This is a genomic window from Kitasatospora sp. NPDC127067, assembly GCF_042724755.1.
Classification (GTDB): domain Bacteria; phylum Actinomycetota; class Actinomycetes; order Streptomycetales; family Streptomycetaceae; genus Kitasatospora; species Kitasatospora lactacystinica.
In genome coordinates this window covers 54,713-79,454 of the sequence record NZ_JBHXEM010000028.1, presented here as the reverse complement: position 1 = coordinate 79,454, position 24,742 = coordinate 54,713, and the positions used below count along the sequence as shown (strand labels likewise).

The following is a 24,742-nucleotide window of genomic DNA, read 5'->3' as shown; positions in this document are numbered from 1 at the left end:
TTTTAACTCCCGGGGGGGGCGGGGCGGCGGGGCCCCGGGGGGGGCACCCCCCCGCCCCGGGGGGGGGTGTTTGGGCGCCCCCCCCCCCCCCCCACTCCGCCTCCCGGGCCATTTCCTTCGACCCGAGGGTTCCGCGCGTCGGACTTCCGCCAGGGTGTTCAGCTCGGTCGTCACAAGCTGGTCCTGGACACCTCGACCCTTTGGGGGGGTCGGAACTTCGGATATACCCGCCTAGGGTGAGCCGCATGGGAAAGACGCAGGTGGGCGGGCTGGTCGGCCGGTGGGCCCGGCTCCTGGACCGGGCACGGGGCAGCCGACGGGCCGTACCGCTCTCGCACGAGGCGGAGTTGCGGCAGGCCGCCGCGCGGATGCGCGGGCGGCTGCTCCGCTACCCCGTGGAAGGGCCGTGGCAGGAGCGGGCCTACTGGGACCCGCTGCCGGCCGCGCGGGAGATGACCGATTCCGTGGGCGACGGCCGCTGGGAGCAGCGCAGCCCGCTGAACGTGCCGGGCCCGTTCTACGCCGGCGAGACCGACAGCGGGCTGAACGGCCCGTACTACCTCCCCGAACACGCGCTCTCGGACGACGAGCACTGCGAGTTCGTCCACCGCCAGCCCGCCAACCCCCGCGAGGTGGCCGCCCTGGTGGAGATCGCCCGCGGCGAGCCGCTGGGCGGCTACGCCTGGGACGGCGACCGGCACTGGACCCCGCAGGCGGTGCGCGACTGGTGGTCGCGCCGGGACGAGGTACGGGCCTGGATCGCGGGCGAGCTGGAACTGGGCGACAACGGCCGGAACGAGCCGGAGGCCCTGCGGCAGTACGCCGCCTACCTGGACGACGGGCTGGAGGCCTACCTGCGCGGCTACCTGTTCTGGCTCACCGAGGGCCGCGAGCCGCAGACCGGGGAGGCGCTCCCGGAGCTCTGACGGCCCGCGCCCCCGGGCTACCGCGATTTCATCCCCGCCTCCGAGGAGACCGACCCCGCCTTCGAGGAGACCGTCCGGGCCGCCGTGAACACCTTGCACCGATCCGCGAGACCACGGTGGGGTGATCACTGACGGATCGTCACATTCCTTTAGGGTGGCGGCCATGAGCGACCCGCACCCGACCTCGGCCTTCAACGCCGCCAACACCGACCCGGCCGTCACCGACCGGCTCATCGCCGTGCTGGACGCCCTGGCGGCCAACCCCGGGGTGCGGCGGCTGCGCGCGTGGGCGCACGCACAGCTCGCCGTACGCCCCGGAGAGCGCGCGCTGGACGTCGGCGCCGGCACCGGGTCGGAGACCCAGGTGCTCGCGGCCGCGGTCGCCCCGGGGGCCGGGGCGACGGACCGCGCCACCGGCACCGCGATCGGCCTCGAACCCAATCCCGGGCTCCGGGTCGTCGCCGAGCAGCGCGCCGCCGAGGCCGGCAGCGCGGCCCGCTTCCTGGACGGCGACGCGCTCGACCTGCCGCTGCCCGACGGGGAGTTGGACGTGGTCTGGTGCGAGCGCGTCCTCCAGCACCTCCCCGATCCGGCGAAGGCCGTCGCCGAGATGGCCCGGGTGCTGCGTCCGGGCGGCCGGGTCGCGCTGCTGGACACCGACTGGGCCACCTTCGTGCTCCATCCGGCCGCCCCGGAGATCCGCCCCGCGCTGGCGGCCGTCGCCGAGGGCACCGCCGCCACCCCGGACGCCGGGCGCTGCCTCGCGGGCCTGCTGGTCGAGGCCGGACTGGCCGTCGACCACCTCGGCGCCGACGTCCTGTTGCACGACTCCCGCACGGTCACCCGGCCGATCGTCCACGGGATCGGCGCTGCGGCCGTCGGCCGGGGCCTGATCACCGAGGAGCAGCGCGACCGGCTCTACGCCGACCTCGACGCGGCCGCCGAGCACGGGACGTTCCACCTGTCGGTGGCGATGTTCGCCGCGGTCGCCCACCGGCCCCGCTGACCGGCTGTGCCCGCCGGAGGCGCCCGCCGGCGCAGCCCGGGAGGGCCCGCGCCAGACTGGCCGAGCTCCGCGAGCGGCCTCCGCACGGGCGGGCCGCCCGGTCGACTGGCAGCACGTGCACGACCGCGCGCGGCAGCCCTTCCGGGACGAGTCGGCCGGTCGGCCGGGTCGCTGGCCTGTGCCGGTCTCGTCCTCGCCGGGCTGCTGCTCCTGGGCTTCGCGGTGCTCGGCGTCGTCACCTTCGTCCGCTGGTGGCACTGACTCCGGCACTCCGGCACCCCGGCCGTCCGGCACTGCGGCGCTCCGATGCCCCGGCCCTTCGCTCAGAGCCGGTGCAGCGCCGCCTCGCAGAGCCGGCACCGCTGCTGCTCCAGCTCGGGCGGGTACCACGGCTCACCCGGCCGGGCGGGACGGTAGTGGGCGTGCTCCATCGGGGCGGTGTCCAGCCCGCAGAGGGTGCGCGCCTGCGGGTCCTCCGGGACGTCCGGATCCTGGCCGGCGGCGTGCACCGCGACCACGCCCGGGCCGACACCCTCGGGTCCGAGGGCCTGGTCCGGGGCCAGTTCGAAGAGGACGACGATCGCAGCCACGGTCCCACCGTGGCGGGCGGGGGCCGTCCGCGCATTTCGATCTTCACCCCGCCGAGGGGTTCGGCGGCGCGGGCACCCGGGCCGGGGCCGGTCCGCTAGCCGCGGTAGCAGGCGCCGCCCGGCTCCGTGTCGGGGGAGCCCATCCCGAAGACGTACAGCAGGAACAGCAGCACGGCCGCCACCACCAGCACCACCCACTTCACCTCCGGCTCGGTGCCCTCGGGCAGCACCGCCACCAGGACGGCCTGCAGGAGTACCAGCAGCACGGTCATTCCGATCCAGCCGACCGGCAGGGCCAGCGCCATCGACGCCCGGGTCGGCATGTCCATCCCCCGCGGGCAGTCCGCCCACCTGCGCGCGACCAGCAGCGCCCCCAGGACGGTGACCGCCGCCGCGAGCAGCGGTCCGGCGGCGTACCACCCGCAGCCGTGCGATCTGTTGCGCTCCACCGATGCCGTCATCCCCGCCGGTCCCCCTCGCCCACGCCCACGCCCACGTTCCCGGACGCACACGCCTCCGGAGCCCCGCGCGGTTCCCGGGCACGAACACGCGTGGACCCGAAAGCACGTGGGCCCGACGACACACAGCCCCGAATTTCGGCGTCACGGACCTGTCAAAGCCGTGCCCTCGTACTCCAGGATGACAACGCCCCTCGCACGACCGACCGCACTGCGCCACACCCCATCGCACCGCGCCACACCGCACCGCACCGCACCGCACCCCACCGCACCGCACCGACCGGACCCCGAGGAGCCGTACATGGGCATCGCACGTCGTGAACTACTCAAGTGGGGCGCGGGATTGGGCGCCGCCACCGTCACAGGCATCGCCCTGCCGGGCGCCGCGTGGGCGGCCGCCGCCGCCACCACCCCGCGCGGCCTGCCGACGGACAGCTGGATGAGCCGCCTGAGCGGCGACCTCTCACTGCTCGACCTCACCATCCCCGGCACCCACGACTCCTGCTGCGAGAACCCCGCCTACGGCACCGAGTGGTCGCACACCCAGAACTGGGGAATCCCCCAGCAGTTGACCGAGGGAGTCCGCTTCCTCGACATCCGCTGCAACGGCCTCCAGGGCGCGCCCGACGAGCTCGGGATCTACCACTCCGACGCCTACCAGCACATCCGGCTCCAGGACGTGCTCGACCGCTGCCGAACCTTTCTCCAGTCGCACCCCGGCGAGACCGTCCTGATGCGCCTGCGCAACGAGCGCGCCGGCGGCCAGTCGCTCGACGACACCGAGTTCATGCGGCGGGTCAACCACTACTTCGACGACCTGGGCTACCGCGGCCTGTTCCACTTCTACGGGTGGCCGACGCTCGCCACCGCCCGCGGGAAGGTCGTCCTGATCGCCGACTTCGCCAACCCGTGGGGCCTGATCGACTGGTCCAGCGGCGAGAACGGCTGGTTCGACACCCAGGACCTCTGGCAGACCGGCGGCCTCGACCCGCTGGGGACGAAGGGCCGGCGCATCGTCGCCCAGTTCGACAAGGCCTTCCTCAACCCGGGCCACTCGAAGATGTTCGTCAACTTCCTCTCCTACGCCGGGGGTTACTGGCCGAAGACCAGCTCGCAGGCCCTGATGGACCGCACGGTCTACCCGTATCTGAACGCCCGCACCCAGCAGCGCGCCCGGTTCGGCATCGTGCCGATGGACTTCCCGGACTTCCACGTCAACGTCCTGCAGATGCTGATCGACAAGAACTTCATCTGAACAACCGGCAGTTGACGAATTCGTGTTCCACCCGCACCCCGATGTGACGCGTTCTCCGCACCGCGACCGCTCCGCCTCCACCGACGCACGCGGACCGGCGGAGCAAGGAGCAGTCACAGGGGATCCGGTACGAAGCGGACCAGGAACGCCCGACCGGTGGTCATGGCCGGCAACGCGGCGTCGCCCCGGCGGCGCCGCGTCGCCGTCTGCCGGCGCCTTCTGCCGGTGCCGTCTGCTGATCGTTGGTGCCCATTGGCGCCGTCCACATCAGCCCGGGGATGTAAACCCGTGGGCCAATACGACGTGACGAAGGATCAATCGACGGGCTGATGTCACCCACCCGGCCCGCGTGACAGCGTTCCACACATGGACACCACGCCGCTGGACACCACGCCGACCGCACGCCGTACCGGACCGACCCGCCGCCGCATGCTGGGCACCGCGCTCGCCCTCGGCGCCGTCGCACCGCTGGGCCTCGCCCGCACCGCCTCGGCCGCTCCCGCCCCGGCTTCCGCTCCCGTCCCCTCCTCCGGCGCCGCATCCCCCTCCCGCCTCACCCTGACCGCGCCCACCGGCCCCTTCCCGGTCGGCATGGTGCCGCTGCACCTGCGCGACGAGTCCCGGCTGGACCCGAACGCCCGGCCCGGCAAGTTCCGCGAGCTGATGGCCACCGTCTGGTACCCCGCCCGGACCGCGGACGCCGCCGCCTACCCGCTCGCCCCCTGGATGACCGAGGGCGCCCTCAAGGCCTTCCTCGACGACGTCGGCTTCCCCCTCCCGCTCTCGCTCGCCCCGCTCACCGCCGGCCACCAGGGAGCGCCCGTCCACCGGGCCGGCCGGCCGCTGCCGGTCATCCTCTACTCGCACGGCGCGGGCGGCCACCGCGGCGACCACACCATCGTGGTCCAGGAGTTGGCCAGCCACGGCTTCGCCGTCGTCACCGTCGACCACACCCACGACGGCATCACCGAGTTCCCGGACGGGACCGTCGTCACCCGGGACGGCGTCGACCCGGGCCTGTACCCGAGGGACTACGCGGCCGACCTGCTCTTCCTGCTCGACCGCGTCGTCGACCTCGCCAACGGCCGCAACCCCGACGTCGACGGCCGCACCCTGCCGAACGGCCTGCTCGGCGGCCTCGACGCCCGGAACATCGGCGCCTTCGGCTGGTCCAAGGGCGGCACCGCCGTCGGCCTCGCCATGGTCGCCGACCAGCGCATCCGCGCCGGCCTCACCCTGGACGGGCGAATGGAGTCGAACCCCGCCATCACCACCGACATCGACCGTCCGTTCATGATGATGACCGCCAACTACACCCGGGCGAACAGCCCCTACATCGCGACCTTCTGGGGCCACCTGCGCGGCTGGCGCCTCGACGTCCAGGCCACCGGCGCCGTGCACAACTCGTACGGCGACAACATGACGCTGATCCCGCAGGCGGGCCGGCTTATCGGCCTGACCGAGGAGCAGATCCAGTCCGCGGTCGGCACCCTCGACCCCGACCGCGGCGTCCTCATCCAGCAGGCCTACCCGCGCGCCTTCTTCGACCTCCACCTGCGGGGCCGCCACTGCGGCAAGCTGCTCGACGGCCCGTCGAAGGCCTTCCCCGAGGTCGTCCACCACCCGTAGGACCTCGTGCACGGGCGGCCGCCACGGGGGTGCGGCCGCCCGACCCTAGCCTCGCCCCGCCAACGCCACACCCGTCCGGTACAGCTCCACCAGCAGCGGCCGCAGCGCCTCCCCGGCCGGCGTCAACCGGTACGAGGTCCGCACCGGGAACCCGCGCCGCCGCTCCCGCGCCACCAACTCCCGCTCCCCCAGCGCCTGCAGGCGCTCCGCGAGCACCTTCGAGCTGATCTCCGGCAGCCGCTCCCGCAGCTCCCCGTACGAGGCGGGCCCGTGCATCAGCTCACGCAGCACCAGCGTCGTCCAGCGGCCGGCCACCGCCGCGAGCGCCACCTCCACCGGACAGTCCGGCTCCGGACGGGCGGTGCGGCCGCGCCCGTCCGGCACCAGCTCCTCGTCCCAGCCCCGCTCACCCCACCCGCCACTTCCCGTTTGGTGACCCACGCCGGGCCGGTCTTCACTGCTCGCATGACTCACCCCACCACCCTCCCCCCGAGCACCGACCCGGCACAACACCCGGCCGTCTTCGCCGCCGCCTTCAACTCCGGCCGCCCGGAACTGCTCGCCCGGGTCTACGAGCCCGGCGCGGTCTTCGTCCCCACCCCCGGCGCCACCGCCACGGGCCCCGAACTCCACCGCGCCAACGCCGAGTTCCTCGCCCTCGGCCTGCCCATCACCGTCCGCCCCCGGCACACCTACGTCGCCGACGACATCGCCCTGCTCATCGTCGACTGGGAGATCACCGGCACCACCCCCGACGGCACCGACATCCACCTCACCGGCACCGCCACCGACGTCGCCCGCCGCGACCCGGCCGGCCACTGGCACTACGTGATCGACAACCCCTTCGGCACGGCCGCCCGGACGTGAACGGGCGACCGATCAACCCTGGCTCCGCACCTTCGGGTTGACCGTGCAGAAGTAGACCCGGCCGGTCTGCTTGTCGAAGTAGAAGCTCCCCGAATACCGGGTCCGGGTGATCGACTCGTCGAAGGCCCTGCTGTGGAGCCATCCGGTCTCGCCACCCACCTCGGTGGCGATCTCCTTCGGGACCCCGCACTCGATGACGGCCTCCTCCCACGTTCCGCTCGACGTGATCGCCGCCAGCGTCGCCGGCTCGACCTGCGCCACCCCGTCCAGGCTCACATCGGTCGGTCCGGGAACCCCCCGCCCGGTGTTCTGCGTCAACACCTGACTGACCCAGGTGGCCGCAGACAGCGAACCCAACTGCGGAAAGCGGCGCTTCAGCGGGTCGAGGTCCGTCCGCACCGCCGTCGGCGTAGGTGCCGGGGGCCCCGCCGCCGTACAGGACGCCACCAGCGGCAGGCCGGTGATCAGAGCCAGGGCCGGAACGACCAGCGCGGCCAGGGGCCTTGAGCGCCGCTTCACACGAGGGCGGTCCATGAAGCCGATCATTCCACTCCCGAACTACTGGCGGTCGAAAGGTCCTTGGCGGTTGTCCACACCGGTCAGGATCAGCGCCTCCCCCGCTTCTCCCTTGACATACTGGAAGTACCGCTCGCAGGTGAGGCCTCCCTCCACAGAGGTCAGTTTGGCGACTGCGCCCGTCCCGGCATCCTCCTGCCTCCCGTACTCCCACGTACCGGTGAACCTCACAGCCGTCGGCGATTCCTTTCCCCGACACATGGCAGGCAGCAGACTCACCTCGCCGAGCTTGCCACCCTCCAGGAACTGGACCGCGGAGACGCCCGCCTTCCAGGTTCCGATGACGGCCGGGTCGGGCACCTTCCCCACTGTGCACGCGGTCGCCAGCGGCAAGATGCCCGCCAGGGAGACAACCAGGACCCGCAACCCGCCGCGGGCTCGCTCCCGCCCGGGCTCCAGAGCCGTCATCACCCGATCACCCCATTCCCCCCCCCAAGGACCATGGTTCCCGGTGAACCGCGCCCCACCGTAGGAAGCGGGGTCCCGCATCCCGCACGGGGAGGCGGGACCCCGCAGACGGTCCGAGACCACCAGAGCCTCCGACGCGTGCAGCCGCCGCCCCCTTGGGCGGTGGACCACAGCGGCCCCTCGCCGAACGTACAGGACGTTCAGGAAGGGGCCGCGGTGTTGTGCGGAGTGTGCGGGGGCGGGTCAGACGCGCTGGCCCTCGGTGGGGGCGGCGGTGGGGGTGGTGGTGCTGCCGGCCTGGGTGCCGAGGATGCGTTCGACCTTGGCGACGGCGGTGCGGTACTGCATGGAGGCGGCCTGCTCGGAGGTGGCCTGGCGTTCGAAGAAGCCGAAGGCCATGGCGACCGTGCCGAAGCGCTCGATGCCGACGTAGCCGTTGAGTTGGACGCCGGCCAGGGTGCCGTCGAGGTGGACGGCGGGGGCGTCCTTGCGGTCGCCGAGGGTGACCGGGGTGACGGTGAAGGTGACCTCGTCGTCGGTGCCGCCGTTGAAGGTGATGCTGTGGCAGGTCTTCAGGGCGTCGGCGGCGGTGTTGAAGTCGGCGGTGAGCCGGTCGGGCGCCTCGGCGGCGAGGACCTGGGTGGTCATCGGGTTGCCGTCCGGGCCGTCGAGTTCGACCGCGGCGTGCGGGACGTCGGTGCCGGTCTGGGTGGCGCGCATGTTGATCATGGCGCTGAGCGCGGCGCAGCCCGTCACCGGGGTCGGGTTCGCTCCGGGGCTGGGGCTCTGCGTCACCGGGATCTCGGTGTAGCCGGGGCCGAGGTCGGCAGCGGTCAGCAGGGCCGATTTCAGCTGGTCGGCGGAGGGCAGTTGCTGGGCGTCCTGGGCGGGTGCGGCCGATGCCGGCAGGGTGGCCGGGCCCAGGGCGACCGCCACGGCTGCGGCCGCGGCGGCGAGGGCGTGGATGGGCCTGGGACGAGTCATACGGGCCCCCGGTCGAGGGTTCGGGCAGGGACAGCCACCAGTGTCCCACCGGGGGCCGGGCGGGGCGCGCGGGCGGGGATCTCCGCTGGTCAGGACCCGTTCGCGGGGTCGGCGGACGGAGCGGACGGGGCCGAGGAAGCGGAGAGGGCGGAGGGAGCCGAGGGAGCGGGCGGAAGGGCTTCGAGGGTCTCGGCGAGCCACTGCACCCAGAAGGTCTCCAGTCCGATGCCGGCCCGCAGCACCGCGTGCTGGAGCCGGTTCCCGGGGTCCGTCCGCTCGGCCGGGAAGTCGCGCCGCTCGATTTCCCGGTAGTCGGCCAACTGCTCGCGGTGCAGGGCGAGATGGCGCACCAGCTCGGCCGTCAGCCCGTCCGTGCCGACCACCGCGGCCGCCCGCAGCCGCAGCAGCAGGGGCTCCCGGACGGCGCGGGGCGCGGCGCCCTCGGCGGTCCAGCGGGCGAGTTCGGCGCGGCCCTCGGGCAGGACCTCGTACTCCTTCTTCTGTCCGCGCACCGGCCCTTCCGGCTGGAGGGCCCGGATGTGTCCGGAGGCCTCCAGCCGGCCCAGTTCGCGGTAGATCTGCTGGTGGGTGGCGGGCCAGAAGAAGCCGATCGACTTGTCGAACCGCCTGGTCAGCTCCAGCCCCGAGGACGGTTTCTCCAGCAGGGCGGTGAGGATGGCGTGCGGCAGCGACATGGGGTCGATCGTACGGGGCCGACCGCGGACGGCGAGCCCGGCACCAGCCCGGCACCAGCCGGGGTACGGGCCGGGTCAGAGGGTGGCGGCCAGTTCGGTGCCCTGCTTGATGGCCTGCTTGGCGTCCAGTTCGGCGGCCACGTCGGCGCCGCCGATCAGGTGCGCCGGCAGGCCGCGCTCGCGCAGCGCCTCGTACAGGTCGCGGCGCGGCTCCTGGCCGGTGCAGAGCACGACGGTGTCCACGGGAAGCAGTTGGCGCTCGCCGTCGACGGTGAGGTGCAGGCCGGCGTCGTCGATCAGGTCGTAGGTGACGCCGGGGACCATCACCACGCCGCGGTGCTTGAGTTCGGTGCGGTGGATCCAGCCGGTGGTCTTGCCGAGGCCGGCGCCGACCTTGCCGGTCTTGCGCTGGAGCAGGTGGACGCTGCGCGGGGGCTTCGGCCGCTCCGGGGCGCGCAGGCCGCCGCGCTCGCGATAGTCCGGGTCGATGCCCCACTTGGCCTGGAACACGGGCGGGTTGAGGCTGGCCGCGTCGCCCGGGTCGGTGAGGAACTCGGCCACGTCGAAGCCGATGCCGCCCGCGCCGAGGATGGCGACCCGCTCGCCGACCGGCGCGCCGTCGCGCAGCACGTCGAGGTAGCCGAGCACGCTGGGGTGGTCGATTCCGGGGATGTCGGCGGGAGTTCGCGGGGTGACGCCGGTGGCGAGGACGATCTCGTCGTGGCCCTGCTCGGCCAGCTGTTCGGCGGTGACGGTCGCGCCGAGCCGCAGGGTGACGGCCAACTCGGCCAGCCGGGTGCGGAAGTAGCGCAGCGTCTCGTCGAACTCCTCCTTGCCGGGGATGCGCCGGGCGATGTTCAGCTGTCCGCCGATCGTCTCGGCGGCGTCGTACAGGGTGACGTCGTGGCCGCGCTCGGCGGCGGAGACGGCGAAAGCGAGGCCGGCCGGGCCGGCCCCGACGACGCCGATGCGCTTGCGCGACCGGGTGGGGCCGAGGACGAGTTCGGTCTCGTGGCAGGCGCGCGGGTTGACCAGGCAGGAGGTGATCTGGAGGTTGAAGGTGTGGTCGAGGCAGGCCTGGTTGCAGCCGATGCAGGTGTTGATGGCCTCGGCGCGGTCGTCCCGGGCCTTGGCGACGAAGTCGGCGTCGGCGAGCAGCGGGCGGGCCATCGAGACCAGGTCGGCGCTGCCCTCGGCGAGCAGGCGCTCGGCGATCTCGGGGGTGTTGATGCGGTTGGTGGTGACCAGCGGGATGCCGACCTTGCCCATCACCTTCTTCGTGACCCAGGCGAAGGCGCCGCGCGGCACCGAGGTGGCGATGGTGGGGATGCGGGCCTCGTGCCAGCCGATGCCGCTGTTGATGATGGTCGCCCCGGCGGCCTCGACGGCCTGGGCGAGCTGCACGACCTCGTCCAGGGTGGAGCCGCCGGGCACCAGGTCGAGCATGGAGAGGCGGTAGACGATGATGAAGTCCTCGCCGACCCGTTCGCGGACCCGGCGGACGATCTCGACCGGGAAGCGCATCCGCCGCTCGTACGGGCCGCCCCACTCGTCCTCGCGGTGGTTGGTCGCGGCGACGACGAACTCGTTGATCAGGTAGCCCTCGGAGCCCATGATCTCGACGCCGTCGTACCCGGCGCGGCGGGCGAGTTCGGCGCAGCGGGCGAAGTCCTCGATGGTCTGCTCGACCTGTTCGGCGGTGAGCGCGTTGGGCGTGAAGGGGCTGATCGGGGCCTGGATCGCGCTGGGGGCGACGAGGTCGGGGTGGTAGGCGTAGCGGCCGAAGTGGAGGATCTGGAGGGCGATCCTGCCGCCGGCGGCGTGCACCGCGTCGGTGACGGTCCGGTGTTTGTCGGCCTCCTCCTCGGTGGTCAGCATCGCGCCGCCCTCCCAGGGGCGCCCGGCCTCGTTGGGGGCGATGCCGCCGGTGACGATCAGGCCGACGCCGCCTCGGGCCCGTTCGGCGTAGAAGGCGGCCATCCGCTCGTAGCCGCCGGGGGCCTCCTCCAGGCCGACGTGCATGGAGCCCATGATCACGCGGTTGGGCAGGGTGGTGAAGCCGAGGTCGAGCGGGCTGAGCAGGTGCGGGTAGCGGCTGCTGCCGGGGTGGGCGCTCATCGACGTCTCCTGGGGCGCGGGCTGGGGGTCGTTGTTACCGCAGGGTAGGGGACGGGCGGCGGGGTATGCAACTAGTTGCATAAGGCTGGGCGGAGCGTCCGGACGGACCCTCCGGACCCCCTTCCGGACGACCCCCGGAGGCGCCCGACCGGACGCCTCGGGACCCCACCGGACGACCCTCCGGACGACCCTCCGGACGACCCTCCGGACGACCCTCCGGATGGCTCGAACACGCCGCCGGAACCCGGTCGGCGGCGTATCGTCGTGTCCCGGACATCGCGGGGGCGACGCAACGGCGTCCCGGACATCGCCGCGGCACCGCGGGGACGACACGAGCTCGGGAGAGGAGCGGCCGTGCGGGGTGGCTCGGTGGCCGTGGTCGGGGGCAGCATCGCCGGAAGCGCGTTCGCCGGCGCCGCCGCCCGGCTCGGCGCGGAACGCGTGGTGGTGCTGGAACGCAGCCCCGGCCGGCTGGAGGACCGCGGCGTGGGGCTGTGCACCCACAACGACCGCTTCGACGAACTGGTCCGGACCGGGCACCTCGACGCGGACACCCGCCGCCACCGCCTCACCGTCCGCCGCTGGGTCGCCCGGGGCGCGGCCGGCGAGGGCGACGGACCGGACGGCTGCGGTCGACTGCTCTGGGCCCAGCCCTTCCCCTTCCACTCCCACCACTGGGGCGTGCTCTGGCAGGCGCTGCGCGAACGGACGCCCCGGCAGGTCGAGTTCCGGCTGGGCACCACCGTGACGGCCGTCGGCAACGGGCCCGACGGCGCCTGGGCCGAAGCGGGTGGCGGCCGTGAGACGTACGACCTGGTGATCGGCGCCGACGGCTACCGCTCGGTGGTCCGCGCGGCCGTCTGCCCCCGGGCCGAACCCGATTACGCCGGGTACGTGTGCTGGCGCGGCAGCTACGACGCCGCCCTGCTCGCCGAGCTGCCCGGCGGCGCGGCGCCCTGGCCCGAGGAGCAGTGCATCACCGCCTGCTACCCCGGCGGCCAGGTGGTGATCTACCGCATCCCCGGGGTCGAACCCGGCCGCACCCAGGTGAACTGGGTCTTCTACGCCCCCACGCCCGCCTGGCTGCGGCTGGACGGCCCGACCAGTATCCCGGCGGGCAGCCTCCTCGACGGACAGCTGGACGAACTGCGGCAGCTCGCCGAGCGGTACCTGCCGCCGTACTGGGCCGGCCTGGTCACCCTGACCCCGCGCGAACGGACCTTCCTGCAGCCGATCTACGACCTGGCGGCCCCGCGCCGCACGACCGGCCGGCTGCTCATCGGCGGGGACGCCGCCACCGTGGTGCGCCCGCACAACACCAGCGGCGCGGTCAAGGCGATGCAGGACGCCCACGCCTTCGAACTGGCGGGGCGCGAGGCCGGCTCCTGGTCGGCCCTGCTGGCCGCCTACGACCGCGAACGGACTGCGTCCGGGCGGGAGTTGGTGGAGCTGGGCCGCACCCTCGGCCGGGCCCAGGTCACCGGGGCGCCGGACTGGTCGGGGATGGACGAGCCGGGCATGGCCGCCTGGTGGCAGCACCAGTTCACCGGCGGCGGGGGTTTCGGCGGCCACGCGCTCGACCGTACCGGCCGAGCGCTCGCGGCGACCGCCGAAACCACGTCAACCCGCGCAGGGCGGACGGACGTCGACGACGTCGACGGTGGTGACGTCCACCATGGTGGCGAGGACGGCACCGGTGACGACGCCGTCGGCGGCGACGGTCAGACGTTCACGCCGTAGTCGGTCGCGATGCCGCGCAGGCCGGAGGCGTAGCCCTGGCCGATGGCACGGAACTTCCACTCCACGCCGTTGCGGTACAGCTCGCCGAAGACCATCGCGGTCTCGGTCGAGGCGTCCTCGGTCAGGTCGTAGCGCGCGATCTCCAGGCCGTTGGCCTGGTTGACGATCCGGATGAACGCGTTGCGCACCTGGCCGAAGTTCTGCAGCCGGGCGTCGGCGTCGTAGATCGACACCGGGAAGACCACCTTGGCCACGTCGACCGGGACGCGGTCCAGGTCGACCTTGATCTGCTCGTCGTCCCCGTCCCCGCCGCCGGTCAGGTTGTCGCCGCTGTGCTCGACCGAACCATCGGGGCTGCGGAGGTTGTTGAAGAAGACGAAGTGCTGGTCCGAGACCACCTTGCCCAGCGCGTTGCACAGCAGCGCGCTGGCGTCCAGGTCGTAGTCGGCCCCGGTGGTGGTGCGCACGTCCCAGCCGAGACCGACGATCACGGCGCTCAGACCGGGCGCCTCCTTGCTGAGCGAGACGTTGCCGCCCTTGGCCAGCGAAACTCCCACAATGCCCTCCTCGGATCTCTCCCTGTGGACGAATCTACAACACTGTAGAGATCACGAGAATCCGTCTGGAGGCGGGCCCGCCCCGGGATTTTCTCCGGGTCGCGCACGGGAACCGCGCGCGGGAGCCGCCGCCGGGCAGGTCGCGGCGCCATTGCACGGCGTCATTGCACGGCGTCACTGCACGGCGTCACTGCACGCCGTAAAGGCACGCCGTCACTGCACGGCGTCGATCTCGATCCGCAGCGCGCCGTTCTCGGCCGTCGCCCGACGGCCCCAGTCCAACAGCAGGCGCAGCACCGCGCGCTCGGCGGCCGGAAGCCGGGCCAGGTCCACCTGCTCGATCTCCCGGACCAGCGCGGCCGTCGACGGCTGCCGGATCCGGCCGGCGAAGTCGAGGTCGGGCTCGTGGCGGGCGAGGGTGGGCAGGGTCCGCGCACCCAGGCGGCGCAGGACGGCCCGCAGCGCGCCGCCGTCCGCCCAGGCCTCCAGGCGCCCGGGCTGCGGCGCCGGGCCGGCCTTGCGTCCCGTCCTCGCCTTGACGGGCACCCGGTACAGGCCGAGGACGTACTCGTCCTCGGCCACCTCCTCGTCCGGCCCGTACGGCCGCAGGCCGCCCGCTGTGCTCCGCATGCCGAGCACCCTAACGACCCCCCGCCCTAGACTGGCAGTGGATTTCCCCTCGTGGGCCCTTCCCCCGTTCCCCCTCGTCGGCTCTTCCCCCGTTTCCCCTCGTCGCAGACCCGGTCGCCGGAGGTCCCGATGCGCCAGCGGTACAGCTTCCACCTCGACCGGGGCGGGCACTCGGTGACCGTCAACGTCCGGTCCGGCTGGATCACCGAGACCGAGTTGCTGGTCGACGGCAAGGAGTGCGCCTTCCACCGCGTCCACGGGCACGGTGTCTACCCGCTGACCCTCGCCGCCCAGGTCGCCGAGGAGCCGCCGAAGCCGCTCGCGGTCCGGCTCGACCGCACCGGCCGGGCCGAGCACCCGCTCGCCTGCGTCCTGGAGCTGTCCGGCGCCGAGCACCCGATGCCCGAGCGCACGGCGCGCTGAAACACCCCGTTCGGGTGATTTGCCCCTGAATATCGGAAAACCGTACGATCCAGGGTCCGCCCGGACGAGCCGCCTCCACGAGCCGGACTCCCACGAGCCGCGCCCCACGAGCCCCACACAGACGACGAAGGCCTGCGCATGACCACCCCCGCGACCCCCGACACCTTCGACGAGCTGCTGCGCGAGGTGATGGCCGACGCCGAGCGCTTCGGCCACCGCCAGCACGTCCGGCTCACCTGGCTCGCCGTGCGCCGCCACGGCGCCACCGCCGCCCTCGACCTGATCGGCGAGGGCATCCTGCGCACCGCCACCAAGGCCGGCGCGCCGCAGAAGTTCCACGTCACCATGACCCGGGCCTGGGTCGAGCTGGTGGCCCTCCACGCGGACGACGACGCGACGGGCTTCGAGCAGTTCGCCGCCCTGCACCCGGACCTGCTCGACAAGGACCTGCTCGCCCGCCACTACCGTCCGGGGACGCTCGCGACCGAGCAGGCCCGGACCACCTGGGTGGAGCCGGACCTCGCCCCCTTCCCCCGGGCCGCGGCCTGACACTCCCCCGGGCCTCGGCCCGAAGCGCCGGCCGGCCGCCGGGCGAATCGCCCGGCGCGCCGACCGAAGCGCCGACCGCCGATACGCCGACCGCCCGACGCGTCAGCCCCCCCGAACCTCCGCGAGGCACTCCGCCACGATCTCCTCGACCGCCTTCCGGGCCCGGTCCGCGTCCTGCGCGACCAGCCCGATCCTGGTGCGGCGGTCGAGCACGTCGGCCGCGTCCAGCGCGCCCTCGTGGCTGACGGCGTGGGCGATCTCGGCGCGGGTCACGTCCAGACCCTCCGCGATCGGCGTCAACTCCCCTGCCGCCAGCACCTCGTGGGCAGCGCCGCCGTGGCGGGCGAGCAGCGAGGCGGGCACCTGGCCGACGGCCCCCGCGCCGGTGGGCAGCGGGCGGCTGTCCCCGTGGCCGGGGGCGCCGATCAGCGGCAGCCGGGCCGTCCAGCAGGCGCGGGCGGGCAGGCCGCGCAGCCGGACGGCGGTGTCCACCGCGTCCTCGGCCATCCTGCGGTAGGTGGTGAGCTTGCCGCCGACCACGGTGATCACCCCGGACGGGCTCTCCAGCACCGCGTGCTCGCGGGAGATGTCGGCGGTGCTGCCGTCCCCGGTGTCGATCAGCGGACGCAGACCGGCGTACGCGCCGCGCACGTCCGCGCCGGTCAGGGCGGTGGCGAGGGCGGCGTTGACGGTGTCCAGGAGGAACGAGCGCTCGGCCTCGGTGGGCTGCGGCTCGTCCGGGATCGGACCCGGGGCGTCCTCGTCGGTCAGGCCGATCGCGACCCGGCCGAGCTGCTGCGGCAGGGCGAAGACGAACCGGCTGGTGGAGCCGGGCACCGGCACGGTGAGGGCCGCGGTCGGGTGGCCGAGCGCCGCCGCGTCCACCAGCAGGTGGGTGCCCCGGCTGGGCCGGAGCTTGATCGAGGTGTCCACCTCGCCCGCCCAGACGCCGGTGGCGTTGACCACCGCGCCGGCCCGGAGGGCCAGCTCCCGCCCGGTCAGGGTGTCGACCAGCCGGGCCGAGGTGCCGTCGACCTGCTCGGCGCGCACCCTGGTCAGCACGGTCGCCCCGTACTGCGCGGCGGTCCGGGCCAGCGCGACCACCAGCCGGGCGTCGTCCACGAGTTGGCCGTCGTGGGCGACCAGCGAGCCGCGCAGCCCGTCCGTCCGCACCCCCGGCACCAGCCGGCGGGTCCGGTCGGCGTCGATCCGGCGCACCCGGGGCAGCAGCGCGCCCGGGGTGCCGGCCGTCAGGCGCAGCGCGTCCCCGGCGTGGAAGCCCGTGCGGATCAGTGCGGCCTGGCCCGGGCGCAGCAGGTCGGGGAGCAGCGGCACCAGTTGGGGCAGCGCCCGGATCAGGTGCGGGGCGGTGCGGGTCATCAGCACGCCGCGCTCGACGGCGCTCTCCCGGGCCACCTTGATCTGCCCGGAGGCGAGGTAGCGCAGGCCGCCGTGCACCAGCTTGGAGCTCCAGCGGCTCGTTCCGAAGGCGAGGTCGCGGGCCTCGACGAGTACCGTGCGCAGGCCGCGCGAGGCCGCGTCCAGGGCCACTCCGGCGCCGGTGACGCCGCCTCCGACGACCAGGAGGTCGATCCGGGGGTCGTCGCCGAGCGCTTGGAGTTCCAGCGTGCGGCGGGCGGCGTCGAGCCGGCCGGTGCCCGCGTACGGGCCCGCGTGCGGGCCTGCGGTGGGGGTCATGGCGCGAGGTATCCGTTCAGTGCTCTGGCCAGTTCGCGCCGCCAGGCCGCCTCGGGCAGCAGGGAGGCGACCATGCGGTGCGACTGGACTGTGGACTGGGCGATCAGCAGGACCATGGCGGCCAGTTCGAGCGGCTCGCCGGCCCGGATCGAGCCGTGCGCCTGGCTGTGTTCGATGCCGGCGCGCAGCGCCTCCAGCAGGCCGCGCTGGCTGGCGCCGAGCCGCTCGACGACGTACTGGAGCAGCAGGTCGGAGTCGTCGGAGTGCAGCAGCGCACCGAGCACCGGGTGGTCGCGCAGCCGGACGGCGATCTCCACGACCCGCTCGACGAGGGTCTCCCGGTCGTGGACGTCCAGCCCGGCGCCCTCCAGGGTGGTCAGGATCTCCCGGGTGAGCAGCGCGCCGATCACCGCCCGGACGTCCGGCCAGCGGCGGTAGACGGTCGGGCGGCTGACCCCGGCGCGGCGGGCGATCTCGGACAACTGGGTCCGGCGCACGCCGAGATGGACGATCAGGTCGGCGGCGGCGTCCAGGATCGCGTCGTCGGTGCTGCGCTCCCCGGGGGCCGGGGGCGGCGTCTGAGGCTCGGCGTTACTACTTGACATGATGTGTGAAACTGTAACGCATGGCACCTGAGACGCAAGCGGGACCGGCCGGCGCCGCACTTCCGCTCCCCCCGATGAAGTGGGACGCCTGGGGCGACCCGGCCCTCGCCAAGGAACTGTCCGCCGACATCAAGGGACTGCTCGCCGCCGCCCTCGGCGTCACCGGCGACGCCGCCCCCGGGCCCGGCGCCGACGAGGTCGTCCTGCGCCCGTCCCGGATCTCCGCCGAGGACCTCAAGGCACTCGCCACCGCCGTCGGCGAGGCCCACGTCAGCGCCGCCGACGCCGACCGGCTGCCGCGCGCCGGCGGCAAGTCCACCCCCGACCTGCTGCGCCGCCGCAGCCGCGAGGCACAGGACGCCCCCGACGCCGTCGTGCTGCCCGGCAGCGAGCAGGAGGTCGCCGCCGTCCTCGCGGTGTGCGCCGAACGCCGCATCGCCGTCGTCCCGTTCGGCGGCGGCACCAGCGTGGTCGGCGGCCTCGACCCCGAGCGCGGAGCCTTCGACGCCGTCGTCTCCCTCGACCTGCGCCGCTTCGACCAGTTGCTCGACCTCGACGAGACCTCCGGCGAAGCCGTCCTCGGCGCCGGCCTCACCGGCCCGGCCGCGGAGGCACTGCTCGCCGAACGCGGCTGGGAACTCGGCCACTACCCGCAGAGCTTCCGCTACGCGACCATCGGCGGCTTCGCGGCCACCCGCTCCTCCGGCCAGGACTCCGCCGGGTACGGACGCTTCGACGAGATGGTGCGCGGACTGCGCGTCGTCACCCCCGCCGGGATCCTCGACCTCGGCCGCGCCCCCGCCTCCGCCGCCGGCCCCGACCTGCGCCAGCTCTTCCTCGGCTCCGAAGGCACCCTCGGCGTGATCACCGCCGTCCGGCTGCGCGTCCACCCGCTGCCCGCCGTCAAGGCGTACGAGGCGTGGAGCTTCCCCGACTTCGCCACCGGCACCGCCGCGCTGCGCGCCGTCGAGCAGCAGGGCACCGGCCCGACCGTGATCCGGCTCTCCGACGAGGCCGAGACCATGATCAACCTGGCCATGACCGAGCAGATCGGCGGCGCCCCGGCGGTCACCGGCTGCCTGGCCGTCACCGTCTTCGAGGGCACCGCCGCCCAGGTCGCCGCCCGCCTGCAGCTCACCCGCGACACCCTGCTCGCCACCGGCGCCACCTCGCTCGGCGAGGTCCCCGCCCGGGCCTGGGAGCACGGCCGGTTCAACGCCCCCTACCTGCGCGACTCGCTGCTCAGCGCGGGCGCGCTGTGCGAGACCCTGGAGACCGCGACGAACTGGAGCCGCCTGCCGGCCCTGCGCACCGCCGTCACCGAGGCGCTCACCGGCGCCCTGCCCGGCTCCCTCGTGCTCTGCCACATCTCGCACGTCTACCCGACCGGCGCCTCGCTCTACTTCACCGTCGTCGCCGCCCTCGGCGAGGAGCCGCTCACCCGCTGGGGCGCCGCCAAGCGCGCCGCCGGGGACGCCATCCTCGGCGCCGGCGGCACCATCAGCCACCACCACGCCGTCGGCGCCGACCACCGGCCCTGGATGACCGAGGAGATCGGCGACCTCGGCGTGCGCATCCTGCGCGCCGTCAAGGCCGAACTCGACCCGGCGGGCATCCTCAACCCGGGCAAGTTGATCCCGTGAACGAGGTGAGAACCGTCCGCAGGGTCGCCGTTCTCACCAACCCGGCGGCGGGCGCCGGCCATGCCGAACCCGCCGCCCACCGGGCCACCGCCCGGCTGCGGGCCCTCGGCGTCCAGGTCGAACCGCACGCCGGGCGCTCCCCCGAGGACGCCGTCCGCCTCGCCCGCGAGGCGGTGGCCGGCGGGGTGGACGCGGTGGCCGTCGTCGGCGGCGACGGCATGATCAACCTCGCCCTCCAGGCCCTGGCCGGCACCCCCGTCCCGCTCGGCGTGATACCCGCCGGCACCGGCAACGACCACGCCCGCGAGTACGGCCTGCCGCTCGGCGCCCCCGAAGCCGCCGCCGACGTCATCGCCGCCGGACGCACCCGCGGCATCGACCTCGGCCGGATCACCGGCCCGGACGGCGCCGTCCGCTGGTACGGCTCCGTCCTCGCCACCGGCTTCGACTCCCTGGTCAGCGACCGCGCCAACCGGCTGCGCTGGCCGCGCGGCCGGATGCGCTACAACCTCGCCATCCTCGCCGAGTTCGCCAACCTGCGCCCGCTGCCGTTCCGCATCACCCTCGCCGACGGCACCGTCATCGAACGCGACCTCACCCTGGCCGCCGTCGGCAACACCCGCAGCTACGGCGGCGGCATGCTGATGTGCCCCGCCGCCCTCCCCGACGACGGACTGCTCGACCTCACCCTCGTCGACGCCATGCCCCGGCTGCGCATCGCCCGCTTCTTCCCGACCCTCTTCAAGGGCACCCACATCACCTACCCGGAGGTCACCACGCTGCGCACCGAGTCCCTGCGGATCGAGTCCCCCGGCATCACCGCCTACGCCGACGGGGAGTTCATCGCCCCGCTCCCGGTGGACGTCGCGGTCGCCAAGGACGCCCTGCGGGTGCTGGTGCCGTGAGAGGCTGATGCCGCGGTCCGGTCCCACGGGCCGGACCGCGGCACCGGTCACCGGCGGGAGAGGCTGACGGACATGCACCTGGCACTCACCGTGACACCCCACGGCATCCCCGTCCTCGGCGTCCTGGTCGCCGCGGCCATGCTCGCCGCCGCCGTCTGGGACGCCCGCCGCTTCCCCGGCGAACCCTGGTTCCGCTGGCTGCTCCCCCTCGGCCTGGTCGTCGAGTGCGCGGCCGTCGCCACCCTGTGGCTCCCCCTCGTCCCCGTCGGCGCCGTCCTCCTCGGCGCCGGCCTCGGCCTCACCAACTACTGGCGCTGGACCCGCCGACGCACCTGACCACCCACCGGTGCACCTGACCACCCACCGGCTGCCGCACCCCCGGTCTCACGCGCCCAGGCGGCGGCGCCACAGCAGCGGGCGTATCTCGATCGCGTGGGACGGGTCGCCGTTCCAGACCGTCGGCAGGCCGGCCTCCGTCAGGGCGGCGACCACCTCCTTCCCGACCGCGACAGTGGTCGCCGGGGAGCCGTCGAAGCCGCCGTACAGCAGGGACAGGCCGTGGCCGGCGGCGGCGGACTCGGTGCACTGGGCGTGGAAGCAGACGAAGCCGCGCGCTTCGGGGGCGCCGGCCTCGGCGATCTCGGCGTCCGCGCAGGAGCGGCAGCAGCCGAAGTCCTCCCGGGCCGTGAGGCCGCCCGCCTCCAGGGCGGCGAAGGCCCTGGTCAGGCGCTCCGGATCGGTCTCGCCGATCCAGCCGCTCTGCTCGCCGACCCGCTCCAGCCAGAGCCGGTCGGCGAGTTGCTCGGCCTGCGGGCGCGAGAGCGGGCGGCGGTCGCCCGCGACCAGGTGCTCCTCGGCCTGTTCGGCGAGCCCGGCACGGTCGGTGTAGCCGCAGGCCAGCGTCAGCCGCAGCCGCTCCTCCAACTCCCTCCGCTCGCCCGCCTCCAGGTCGATCGGCGGCACCGGCTCCGGCGCCGGGCCCAGGTCGAGCGGCCGCCAGTCCAGGCCCTCGTCCCAGCCCGCCGCACCGCGCGCCCAGCCCGTCATCGCCTCGACCACCGGCTCGGGCCCGTCCAGCCGCACCTCGAAGTGCCGCTCGGCGGAGCCGTCCCGGTGCTCCAGCGTGTACTCCTCCCCGTCGGCGTGCCACACCTGCACGTACACGTCCGGCAGGTCCGGTATCCGCTCCACGACGAGGAAGCGGTCGTCCGGCGCACCGATGCGCCGGACCATCCCCGCCAGTTCGTCCGCCGACACCCTCAGGTGCCGCGTCTCGTTCGTCTGCACCGCGATCGCCAGCATGACGTCACCCTTGCACACCCCACTGACAATCCCCGCGGACGATCCCGCAGTTCAGACCCGGTGCGCCCGCACCCGCCCCTCCACGAAGGCCACGGCCGCCGCCACGGCCGCCGTCTCCAGCAGCACGCGGCAGGGGCTCCCACGGGCACAGCACCCGCAGCACCGGCTCCTCGGCGGCGAACGCCCCCGTCGCCCGGGCTCAGGCCCTCTGGACGAGGGACTTCAGCTCGCCGACGCTCTCGGTGAGGGTCGGTTCGCCGGAGCCCGGGTCGACGGTGAAGACGCGGTAGCCGGCGTCGGTGTTGACGCGGACCCGGCCGGACCCGGCCCACTCCGCCGAGACGAACTCCCCCTCGCCCCGGAAGCCGCCCGTGTGGAGGGCGAGCACGTCCCAGCGGCGGGTCGACAGGCCGGTGCCGGTCTCCAGCCGGACGAAGTAGCGGCCGTTGTAGCCCTCCGGGTCGTCGTGGTGGGCCACCGTCAGGACGTGGTCCGCCCGCTCCGGGGAGGCGGTGCGGCTCACCCCGTGGACCTTCGGGCCGAACGTCTGGAGGACATGGCCGCCACCCGTCAGCAGCAGCCCGAACACCGCGAACGCCGCCGCCAGCCCGCCGACGACGTCCCACCGGCCGCGGACCACGACCGCGACCAGCAGCAGGACGGCGGCCAGACCGAGCATCGCCCACGGCCGGTTCAGGACGTCGGCCAGCACCGCCCGCCCGCCGTCGCCCGACTCCATGCGCCCCACCGCCCACAGCGCCGGCGGCAGCAGCAGCGCGGTGGCGGCCACGATGCCGCCGGCTCTCCCACGGTTCGTCATCGAACCCCCTCTTCGGTTTCCCGGCATCCTAGAGGTGGCCTCCCGGCCCGGCCGAAAGCTTGTCCGGCGCCCTGTTCCCCCGGCGGTGGTCGAGCCGCGCATCGTGGCCGCCGGCCCCTTCGCCGGGAGCCTCGTGCCTCGCACCAGGCTCAAGGAGGGTGCGGGCCCCTCCTCGATCCCCGTGTCCGGCCGGGAACCTAGACGGTCCGCACCTTGCCGGCGCTCTCGGTGAGGGTCGGTTCGCCGGTGGCGGGGTCGACGGTGAAGACACGGTAGCCGGCGTCGGTGGTGATGCGGACGTGGCCGGCGTCGGACCACTGCGCCGAGACGAACTCGCCCTGCCCCGGGAACGCCTGTTGGACGGTGAGGACGTGCCAGCGGCGGGCCGAGAGGCCGGTGCCGGTCTCCAGCGCGATGTGGAAGGTGTTGCTCTCCTGCTCCGAGTAGCCGCGGTTGACCACGGTCAGGACGTGGTCCGTCCGGCCCGGGGAACTCGTGCGGGTGCCCGATCGGACCGGCTCCTGGAACGAGCCGAGGACGGATGCGCCCACCGCGAACAGCAGCCCGAGGACCCCGACCGCCGTCACCACCCCGCCGACCGTGTCCCGACGGCCGCGGACCAGGCGCGCGGCCAGGAGCAGGACGCCGGCCGCGCCGACCAGCAGCACCGGCCGGTTCAGGGCGTCGGCCACCACGGCCCGTCCGCCACTGCGGGACTCCAACCGCCCCACCGCGCCCACGGCCAGCGGCAACAGGGCCGTCGCGGCCAGGACCCCGCCGATTCTCACACGATTCATCGAACCCCCTTGCGGGGCACCTTGGACGGCGTGACGATCCCGGCGCAGGCGGACGACCGCGGACCGGGCCCGTCCACCTGGAAAACCGGATGCTTCGACGGCGGAGGGTCGGGTAGCCTGCCGGGCATGTCGAGCCCTGAGGCATCCAGGGTGGGGGCTTTCGGTCACGCGCCGTCAGCCCCCTGAAACCCGGAAGCACTGAACCACCGAGGTCCGAGCGAGCGCCACGTCCGCGCCGCCCGGGGGTTGAGCGTGCGGTGACGAGACGTCCGTCCTTCTCGTTCCCCCACTTCGGAGCCTCTCGATGCCCCTTCCGCTCTATCTGCTCGCCCTGGCCGTGTTCGCCATGGGCACTTCGGAGTTCATGCTCGCCGGGCTGCTGCCCGGCCTCGCCGCCGACCTCGGCGTCACCGTCGGCACGGCCGGCGGGCTGACCTCGGCCTTCGCGGTCGGGATGGCGGTCGGCGCGCCGCTGATGGCCGTACTCGTCCGCAGCCGGCCGGGGCGCGGCAGCCTGCTCGGGTTCGTCCTGGCGTTCGCGGCGGCGCACGCGGTCGGGGCGGTCACCGCGAGCTTCCCGGTGCTGCTGGCCACTCGGGTGGTGGCCGCGCTCGCCAACGCCGGGTTCCTGGCCGTGGCGCTGACCACCGCCGCCGCGCTGGTTCCGGCGGACCGCAAGGGGCGGGCGCTCGCCGTGCTGCTGTCGGGGACGACGGTGGCGACGGTGGCCGGTGTCCCGGGCGGGGCGGTGCTGGGCGCGGTGTTCGGGTGGCGGGCCGCGTTCTGGGCGGTCGCGCTGCTCTGCCTGCCGGCCGCCGTCGGCATCGCCAGGGGTCTGCCGTCCGTCGCCGCTCGCGCCGACCGGTCCGCGACGACGGCCCTGCGGGCGGAACTCGCCGAGCTGCGCCGCCCAGGACTTCTCCGCGCGATGCTGCTCGCCGGGCTGGTGAACGCGGCGACCTTCGGCGGGTTCACCTTCCTCGCCCCCGTGGTGACCGGACCCGCCGGGTTGGGCGAACTGTGGGTGCCGGCCACGCTGGTCCTGTTCGGCGCCGGCTCGTTCACCGGGGTCACCGTCGCGGGGCGGCTCGCGGACCGGCATTCCGGTCCGGTCCTCGCGGTCGGCGGCCCGCTGCTGCTGGCGGGCTGGCCCGCGCTCGCCGTTCTGGCCGGGGCACCGGGCGCGCTGCTGCCGCTGGTGTTCCTGCTGGGCGCGCTGTCCTTCGCGGTCGGCGGCACGCTGATCACCCGGGTGTTGTACGAGGCGGCCGGGGCCCCCTCCCTGGCCGGCGCCTGTGCGACCGCCGCCCTCAACCTCGGCGCCACCGCCGGCCCGCTGCTGGCCGCCGCCTCCCTCGGCACGGCGGCCGGCCGGCTCGGCCCGTTCTACGCGGGCGGCCTGCTGGTCGCCGCCGCGCTGCTGGTGGCGGCAGCGCGTCGGAGGGTCGGTTGAGCCGGGAGTCGAGGAGTTCGAAGACCTCGTCACCGACGGGATGTTGGTGAAGCCGCTCCGCACGCACCGTCCGGTTCACACCCCCCGCCTCAAAGCGCCCGCCCCAAG

At 74.2% G+C, this 24,742-nt stretch carries 27 protein-coding genes; 12 read left to right on the top strand and 15 right to left on the bottom strand.

Annotation, left to right across the window (positions count from 1 at the left end; all coding sequences use genetic code 11):
• Positions 1 to 245 precede the first annotated feature (245 nt).
• Both ACFWJ4_RS15140 and ACFWJ4_RS15135 read left to right on the top strand, forming a co-directional pair.
• Positions 246 to 926 carry a ferredoxin gene (locus ACFWJ4_RS15140; protein WP_380543638.1) on the top strand — a complete coding sequence of 227 codons (681 nt, stop codon included), beginning with the start codon at positions 246 to 248 and terminating at the stop codon, positions 924 to 926.
• A gap of 163 nt (positions 927 to 1,089) precedes the next feature.
• Entirely contained in the window at positions 1,090 to 1,932 is an 843-nt protein-coding gene (locus ACFWJ4_RS15135; protein ID WP_380543635.1) for a methyltransferase domain-containing protein, read from the top strand.
• A gap of 323 nt (positions 1,933 to 2,255) precedes the next feature.
• Here the strand turns inward: ACFWJ4_RS15135 and ACFWJ4_RS15130 are convergent, their stop codons facing one another.
• Entirely contained in the window at positions 2,256 to 2,522 is a 267-nt protein-coding gene (locus tag ACFWJ4_RS15130; RefSeq protein ID WP_053111985.1) for a hypothetical protein, read from the bottom strand.
• 95 nt (positions 2,523 to 2,617) lie between these two features.
• Positions 2,618 to 2,971 carry a hypothetical protein gene (locus ACFWJ4_RS15125; protein ID WP_380543632.1) on the bottom strand — a complete coding sequence of 118 codons (354 nt, stop codon included), beginning with the start codon at positions 2,969 to 2,971 and terminating at the stop codon, positions 2,618 to 2,620.
• A gap of 310 nt (positions 2,972 to 3,281) precedes the next feature.
• Between ACFWJ4_RS15125 and ACFWJ4_RS15120 the strand changes: the two genes are divergently transcribed.
• On the top strand, positions 3,282 to 4,235 hold the full coding sequence (locus tag ACFWJ4_RS15120; protein WP_380543629.1) for a phosphatidylinositol-specific phospholipase C: 954 nt from the start codon (positions 3,282 to 3,284) through the stop codon (positions 4,233 to 4,235).
• Between the two features lie 366 nt (positions 4,236 to 4,601).
• Entirely contained in the window at positions 4,602 to 5,864 is a 1,263-nt protein-coding gene (locus ACFWJ4_RS15115) for an alpha/beta hydrolase family protein (RefSeq protein WP_380543626.1), read from the top strand.
• 45 nt (positions 5,865 to 5,909) lie between these two features.
• Here ACFWJ4_RS15115 and ACFWJ4_RS15110 read toward each other — a convergent pair whose 3' ends face one another.
• Positions 5,910 to 6,305 carry a winged helix-turn-helix transcriptional regulator gene (locus ACFWJ4_RS15110; RefSeq protein ID WP_380543623.1) on the bottom strand — a complete coding sequence of 132 codons (396 nt, stop codon included), beginning with the start codon at positions 6,303 to 6,305 and terminating at the stop codon, positions 5,910 to 5,912.
• Between the two features lie 24 nt (positions 6,306 to 6,329).
• On the opposite strand from ACFWJ4_RS15110, the gene ACFWJ4_RS15105 reads away from it, so the two are divergent.
• Entirely contained in the window at positions 6,330 to 6,731 is a 402-nt protein-coding gene (locus ACFWJ4_RS15105) for a YybH family protein (protein WP_380543620.1), read from the top strand.
• A 12-nt stretch (positions 6,732 to 6,743) separates the two neighbouring features.
• Here the strand turns inward: ACFWJ4_RS15105 and ACFWJ4_RS15100 are convergent, their stop codons facing one another.
• From ACFWJ4_RS15100 to ACFWJ4_RS15080, 5 genes are all read right to left on the bottom strand, one after another.
• Positions 6,744 to 7,265 carry a hypothetical protein gene (locus ACFWJ4_RS15100; RefSeq protein ID WP_380543617.1) on the bottom strand — a complete coding sequence of 174 codons (522 nt, stop codon included), beginning with the start codon at positions 7,263 to 7,265 and terminating at the stop codon, positions 6,744 to 6,746.
• A 24-nt stretch (positions 7,266 to 7,289) separates the two neighbouring features.
• Positions 7,290 to 7,715, bottom strand: a complete 426-nt coding sequence (locus ACFWJ4_RS15095; protein ID WP_380543614.1) for a hypothetical protein — start codon at positions 7,713 to 7,715, stop codon at positions 7,290 to 7,292.
• Positions 7,716 to 7,958: 243 nt separating this feature from the next.
• Positions 7,959 to 8,699 (bottom strand): hypothetical protein, encoded by a 741-nt coding sequence (locus tag ACFWJ4_RS15090; RefSeq protein WP_380543611.1) that lies wholly within the window; start codon positions 8,697 to 8,699, stop codon positions 7,959 to 7,961.
• 89 nt (positions 8,700 to 8,788) lie between these two features.
• Positions 8,789 to 9,394, bottom strand: a complete 606-nt coding sequence (locus ACFWJ4_RS15085) for a PadR family transcriptional regulator (RefSeq protein ID WP_380543608.1) — start codon at positions 9,392 to 9,394, stop codon at positions 8,789 to 8,791.
• A gap of 75 nt (positions 9,395 to 9,469) precedes the next feature.
• Positions 9,470 to 11,512: an FAD-dependent oxidoreductase gene (locus ACFWJ4_RS15080; protein WP_380543605.1), complete on the bottom strand. Its 2,043-nt coding sequence runs from the start codon at positions 11,510 to 11,512 to the stop codon at positions 9,470 to 9,472.
• 354 nt (positions 11,513 to 11,866) lie between these two features.
• Between ACFWJ4_RS15080 and ACFWJ4_RS15075 the strand changes: the two genes are divergently transcribed.
• Positions 11,867 to 13,252: an FAD-dependent monooxygenase gene (locus tag ACFWJ4_RS15075; RefSeq protein ID WP_380543602.1), complete on the top strand. Its 1,386-nt coding sequence runs from the start codon at positions 11,867 to 11,869 to the stop codon at positions 13,250 to 13,252.
• Here the strand turns inward: ACFWJ4_RS15075 and ACFWJ4_RS15070 are convergent.
• Together ACFWJ4_RS15070 and ACFWJ4_RS15065 are read right to left on the bottom strand one after the other, a co-directional pair.
• Positions 13,234 to 13,809, bottom strand: coding sequence for a TerD family protein (locus ACFWJ4_RS15070; RefSeq protein WP_359897655.1), 576 nt, complete (start codon positions 13,807 to 13,809; stop codon positions 13,234 to 13,236). The two genes, ACFWJ4_RS15075 and ACFWJ4_RS15070, sit on opposite strands and share 19 nt — an antisense overlap.
• Positions 13,810 to 14,022: 213 nt before the next feature.
• Complete coding sequence (locus ACFWJ4_RS15065) at positions 14,023 to 14,439, bottom strand: hypothetical protein (RefSeq protein WP_359897654.1); 417 nt, start codon at positions 14,437 to 14,439, stop codon at positions 14,023 to 14,025.
• Between the two features lie 129 nt (positions 14,440 to 14,568).
• On the opposite strand from ACFWJ4_RS15065, the gene ACFWJ4_RS15060 reads away from it, so the two are divergent.
• Complete coding sequence (locus tag ACFWJ4_RS15060) at positions 14,569 to 14,862, top strand: hypothetical protein (protein WP_380352839.1); 294 nt, start codon at positions 14,569 to 14,571, stop codon at positions 14,860 to 14,862.
• A 138-nt stretch (positions 14,863 to 15,000) separates the two neighbouring features.
• A complete protein-coding gene (locus ACFWJ4_RS15055) occupies positions 15,001 to 15,411 on the top strand; it encodes a hypothetical protein (protein ID WP_380543599.1) in 411 nt (136 codons plus the stop codon).
• 102 nt (positions 15,412 to 15,513) lie between these two features.
• Here the strand turns inward: ACFWJ4_RS15055 and ACFWJ4_RS15050 are convergent, their stop codons facing one another.
• On the bottom strand, positions 15,514 to 17,109 hold the full coding sequence (locus tag ACFWJ4_RS15050; RefSeq protein ID WP_380543596.1) for a glycerol-3-phosphate dehydrogenase/oxidase: 1,596 nt from the start codon (positions 17,107 to 17,109) through the stop codon (positions 15,514 to 15,516).
• Complete coding sequence (locus ACFWJ4_RS15045) at positions 17,106 to 17,714, bottom strand: TetR/AcrR family transcriptional regulator (protein WP_380352843.1); 609 nt, start codon at positions 17,712 to 17,714, stop codon at positions 17,106 to 17,108. Before ACFWJ4_RS15045 ends, ACFWJ4_RS15050 begins: the two co-directional genes overlap by 4 nt.
• A 74-nt stretch (positions 17,715 to 17,788) precedes the next feature.
• Between ACFWJ4_RS15045 and ACFWJ4_RS15040 the strand changes: the two genes are divergently transcribed.
• The 3 genes from ACFWJ4_RS15040 to ACFWJ4_RS15030 all read left to right on the top strand — a co-directional run bounded on the left by ACFWJ4_RS15040 (position 17,789) and on the right by ACFWJ4_RS15030 (position 20,598).
• Positions 17,789 to 19,357: an FAD-binding oxidoreductase gene (locus ACFWJ4_RS15040; RefSeq protein ID WP_380543594.1), complete on the top strand. Its 1,569-nt coding sequence runs from the start codon at positions 17,789 to 17,791 to the stop codon at positions 19,355 to 19,357.
• A complete protein-coding gene (locus ACFWJ4_RS15035; protein WP_380543591.1) occupies positions 19,354 to 20,262 on the top strand; it encodes a diacylglycerol kinase in 909 nt (302 codons plus the stop codon). The genes ACFWJ4_RS15040 and ACFWJ4_RS15035 overlap by 4 nt, the downstream gene beginning before the upstream one ends.
• 72 nt (positions 20,263 to 20,334) lie before the next feature.
• Positions 20,335 to 20,598, top strand: coding sequence for a hypothetical protein (locus tag ACFWJ4_RS15030; RefSeq protein WP_380543589.1), 264 nt, complete (start codon positions 20,335 to 20,337; stop codon positions 20,596 to 20,598).
• 48 nt (positions 20,599 to 20,646) lie between these two features.
• Here ACFWJ4_RS15030 and ACFWJ4_RS15025 read toward each other — a convergent pair whose 3' ends face one another.
• The 3 genes from ACFWJ4_RS15025 to ACFWJ4_RS15015 all read right to left on the bottom strand — a co-directional run bounded on the left by ACFWJ4_RS15025 (position 20,647) and on the right by ACFWJ4_RS15015 (position 23,181).
• Positions 20,647 to 21,564, bottom strand: a complete 918-nt coding sequence (locus ACFWJ4_RS15025) for a DUF6891 domain-containing protein (protein WP_359897646.1) — start codon at positions 21,562 to 21,564, stop codon at positions 20,647 to 20,649.
• A gap of 199 nt (positions 21,565 to 21,763) precedes the next feature.
• Entirely contained in the window at positions 21,764 to 22,384 is a 621-nt protein-coding gene (locus ACFWJ4_RS15020) for a hypothetical protein (protein WP_380543586.1), read from the bottom strand.
• 197 nt (positions 22,385 to 22,581) lie between these two features.
• Positions 22,582 to 23,181, bottom strand: coding sequence for a hypothetical protein (locus ACFWJ4_RS15015; RefSeq protein ID WP_380543583.1), 600 nt, complete (start codon positions 23,179 to 23,181; stop codon positions 22,582 to 22,584).
• A 304-nt stretch (positions 23,182 to 23,485) separates the two neighbouring features.
• Here ACFWJ4_RS15015 and ACFWJ4_RS15010 point away from each other — a divergent pair, with 304 nt between their 5' ends.
• On the top strand, positions 23,486 to 24,634 hold the full coding sequence (locus ACFWJ4_RS15010) for a Cmx/CmrA family chloramphenicol efflux MFS transporter (RefSeq protein ID WP_380543580.1): 1,149 nt from the start codon (positions 23,486 to 23,488) through the stop codon (positions 24,632 to 24,634).
• Positions 24,635 to 24,742: the final 108 nt, after the last annotated feature.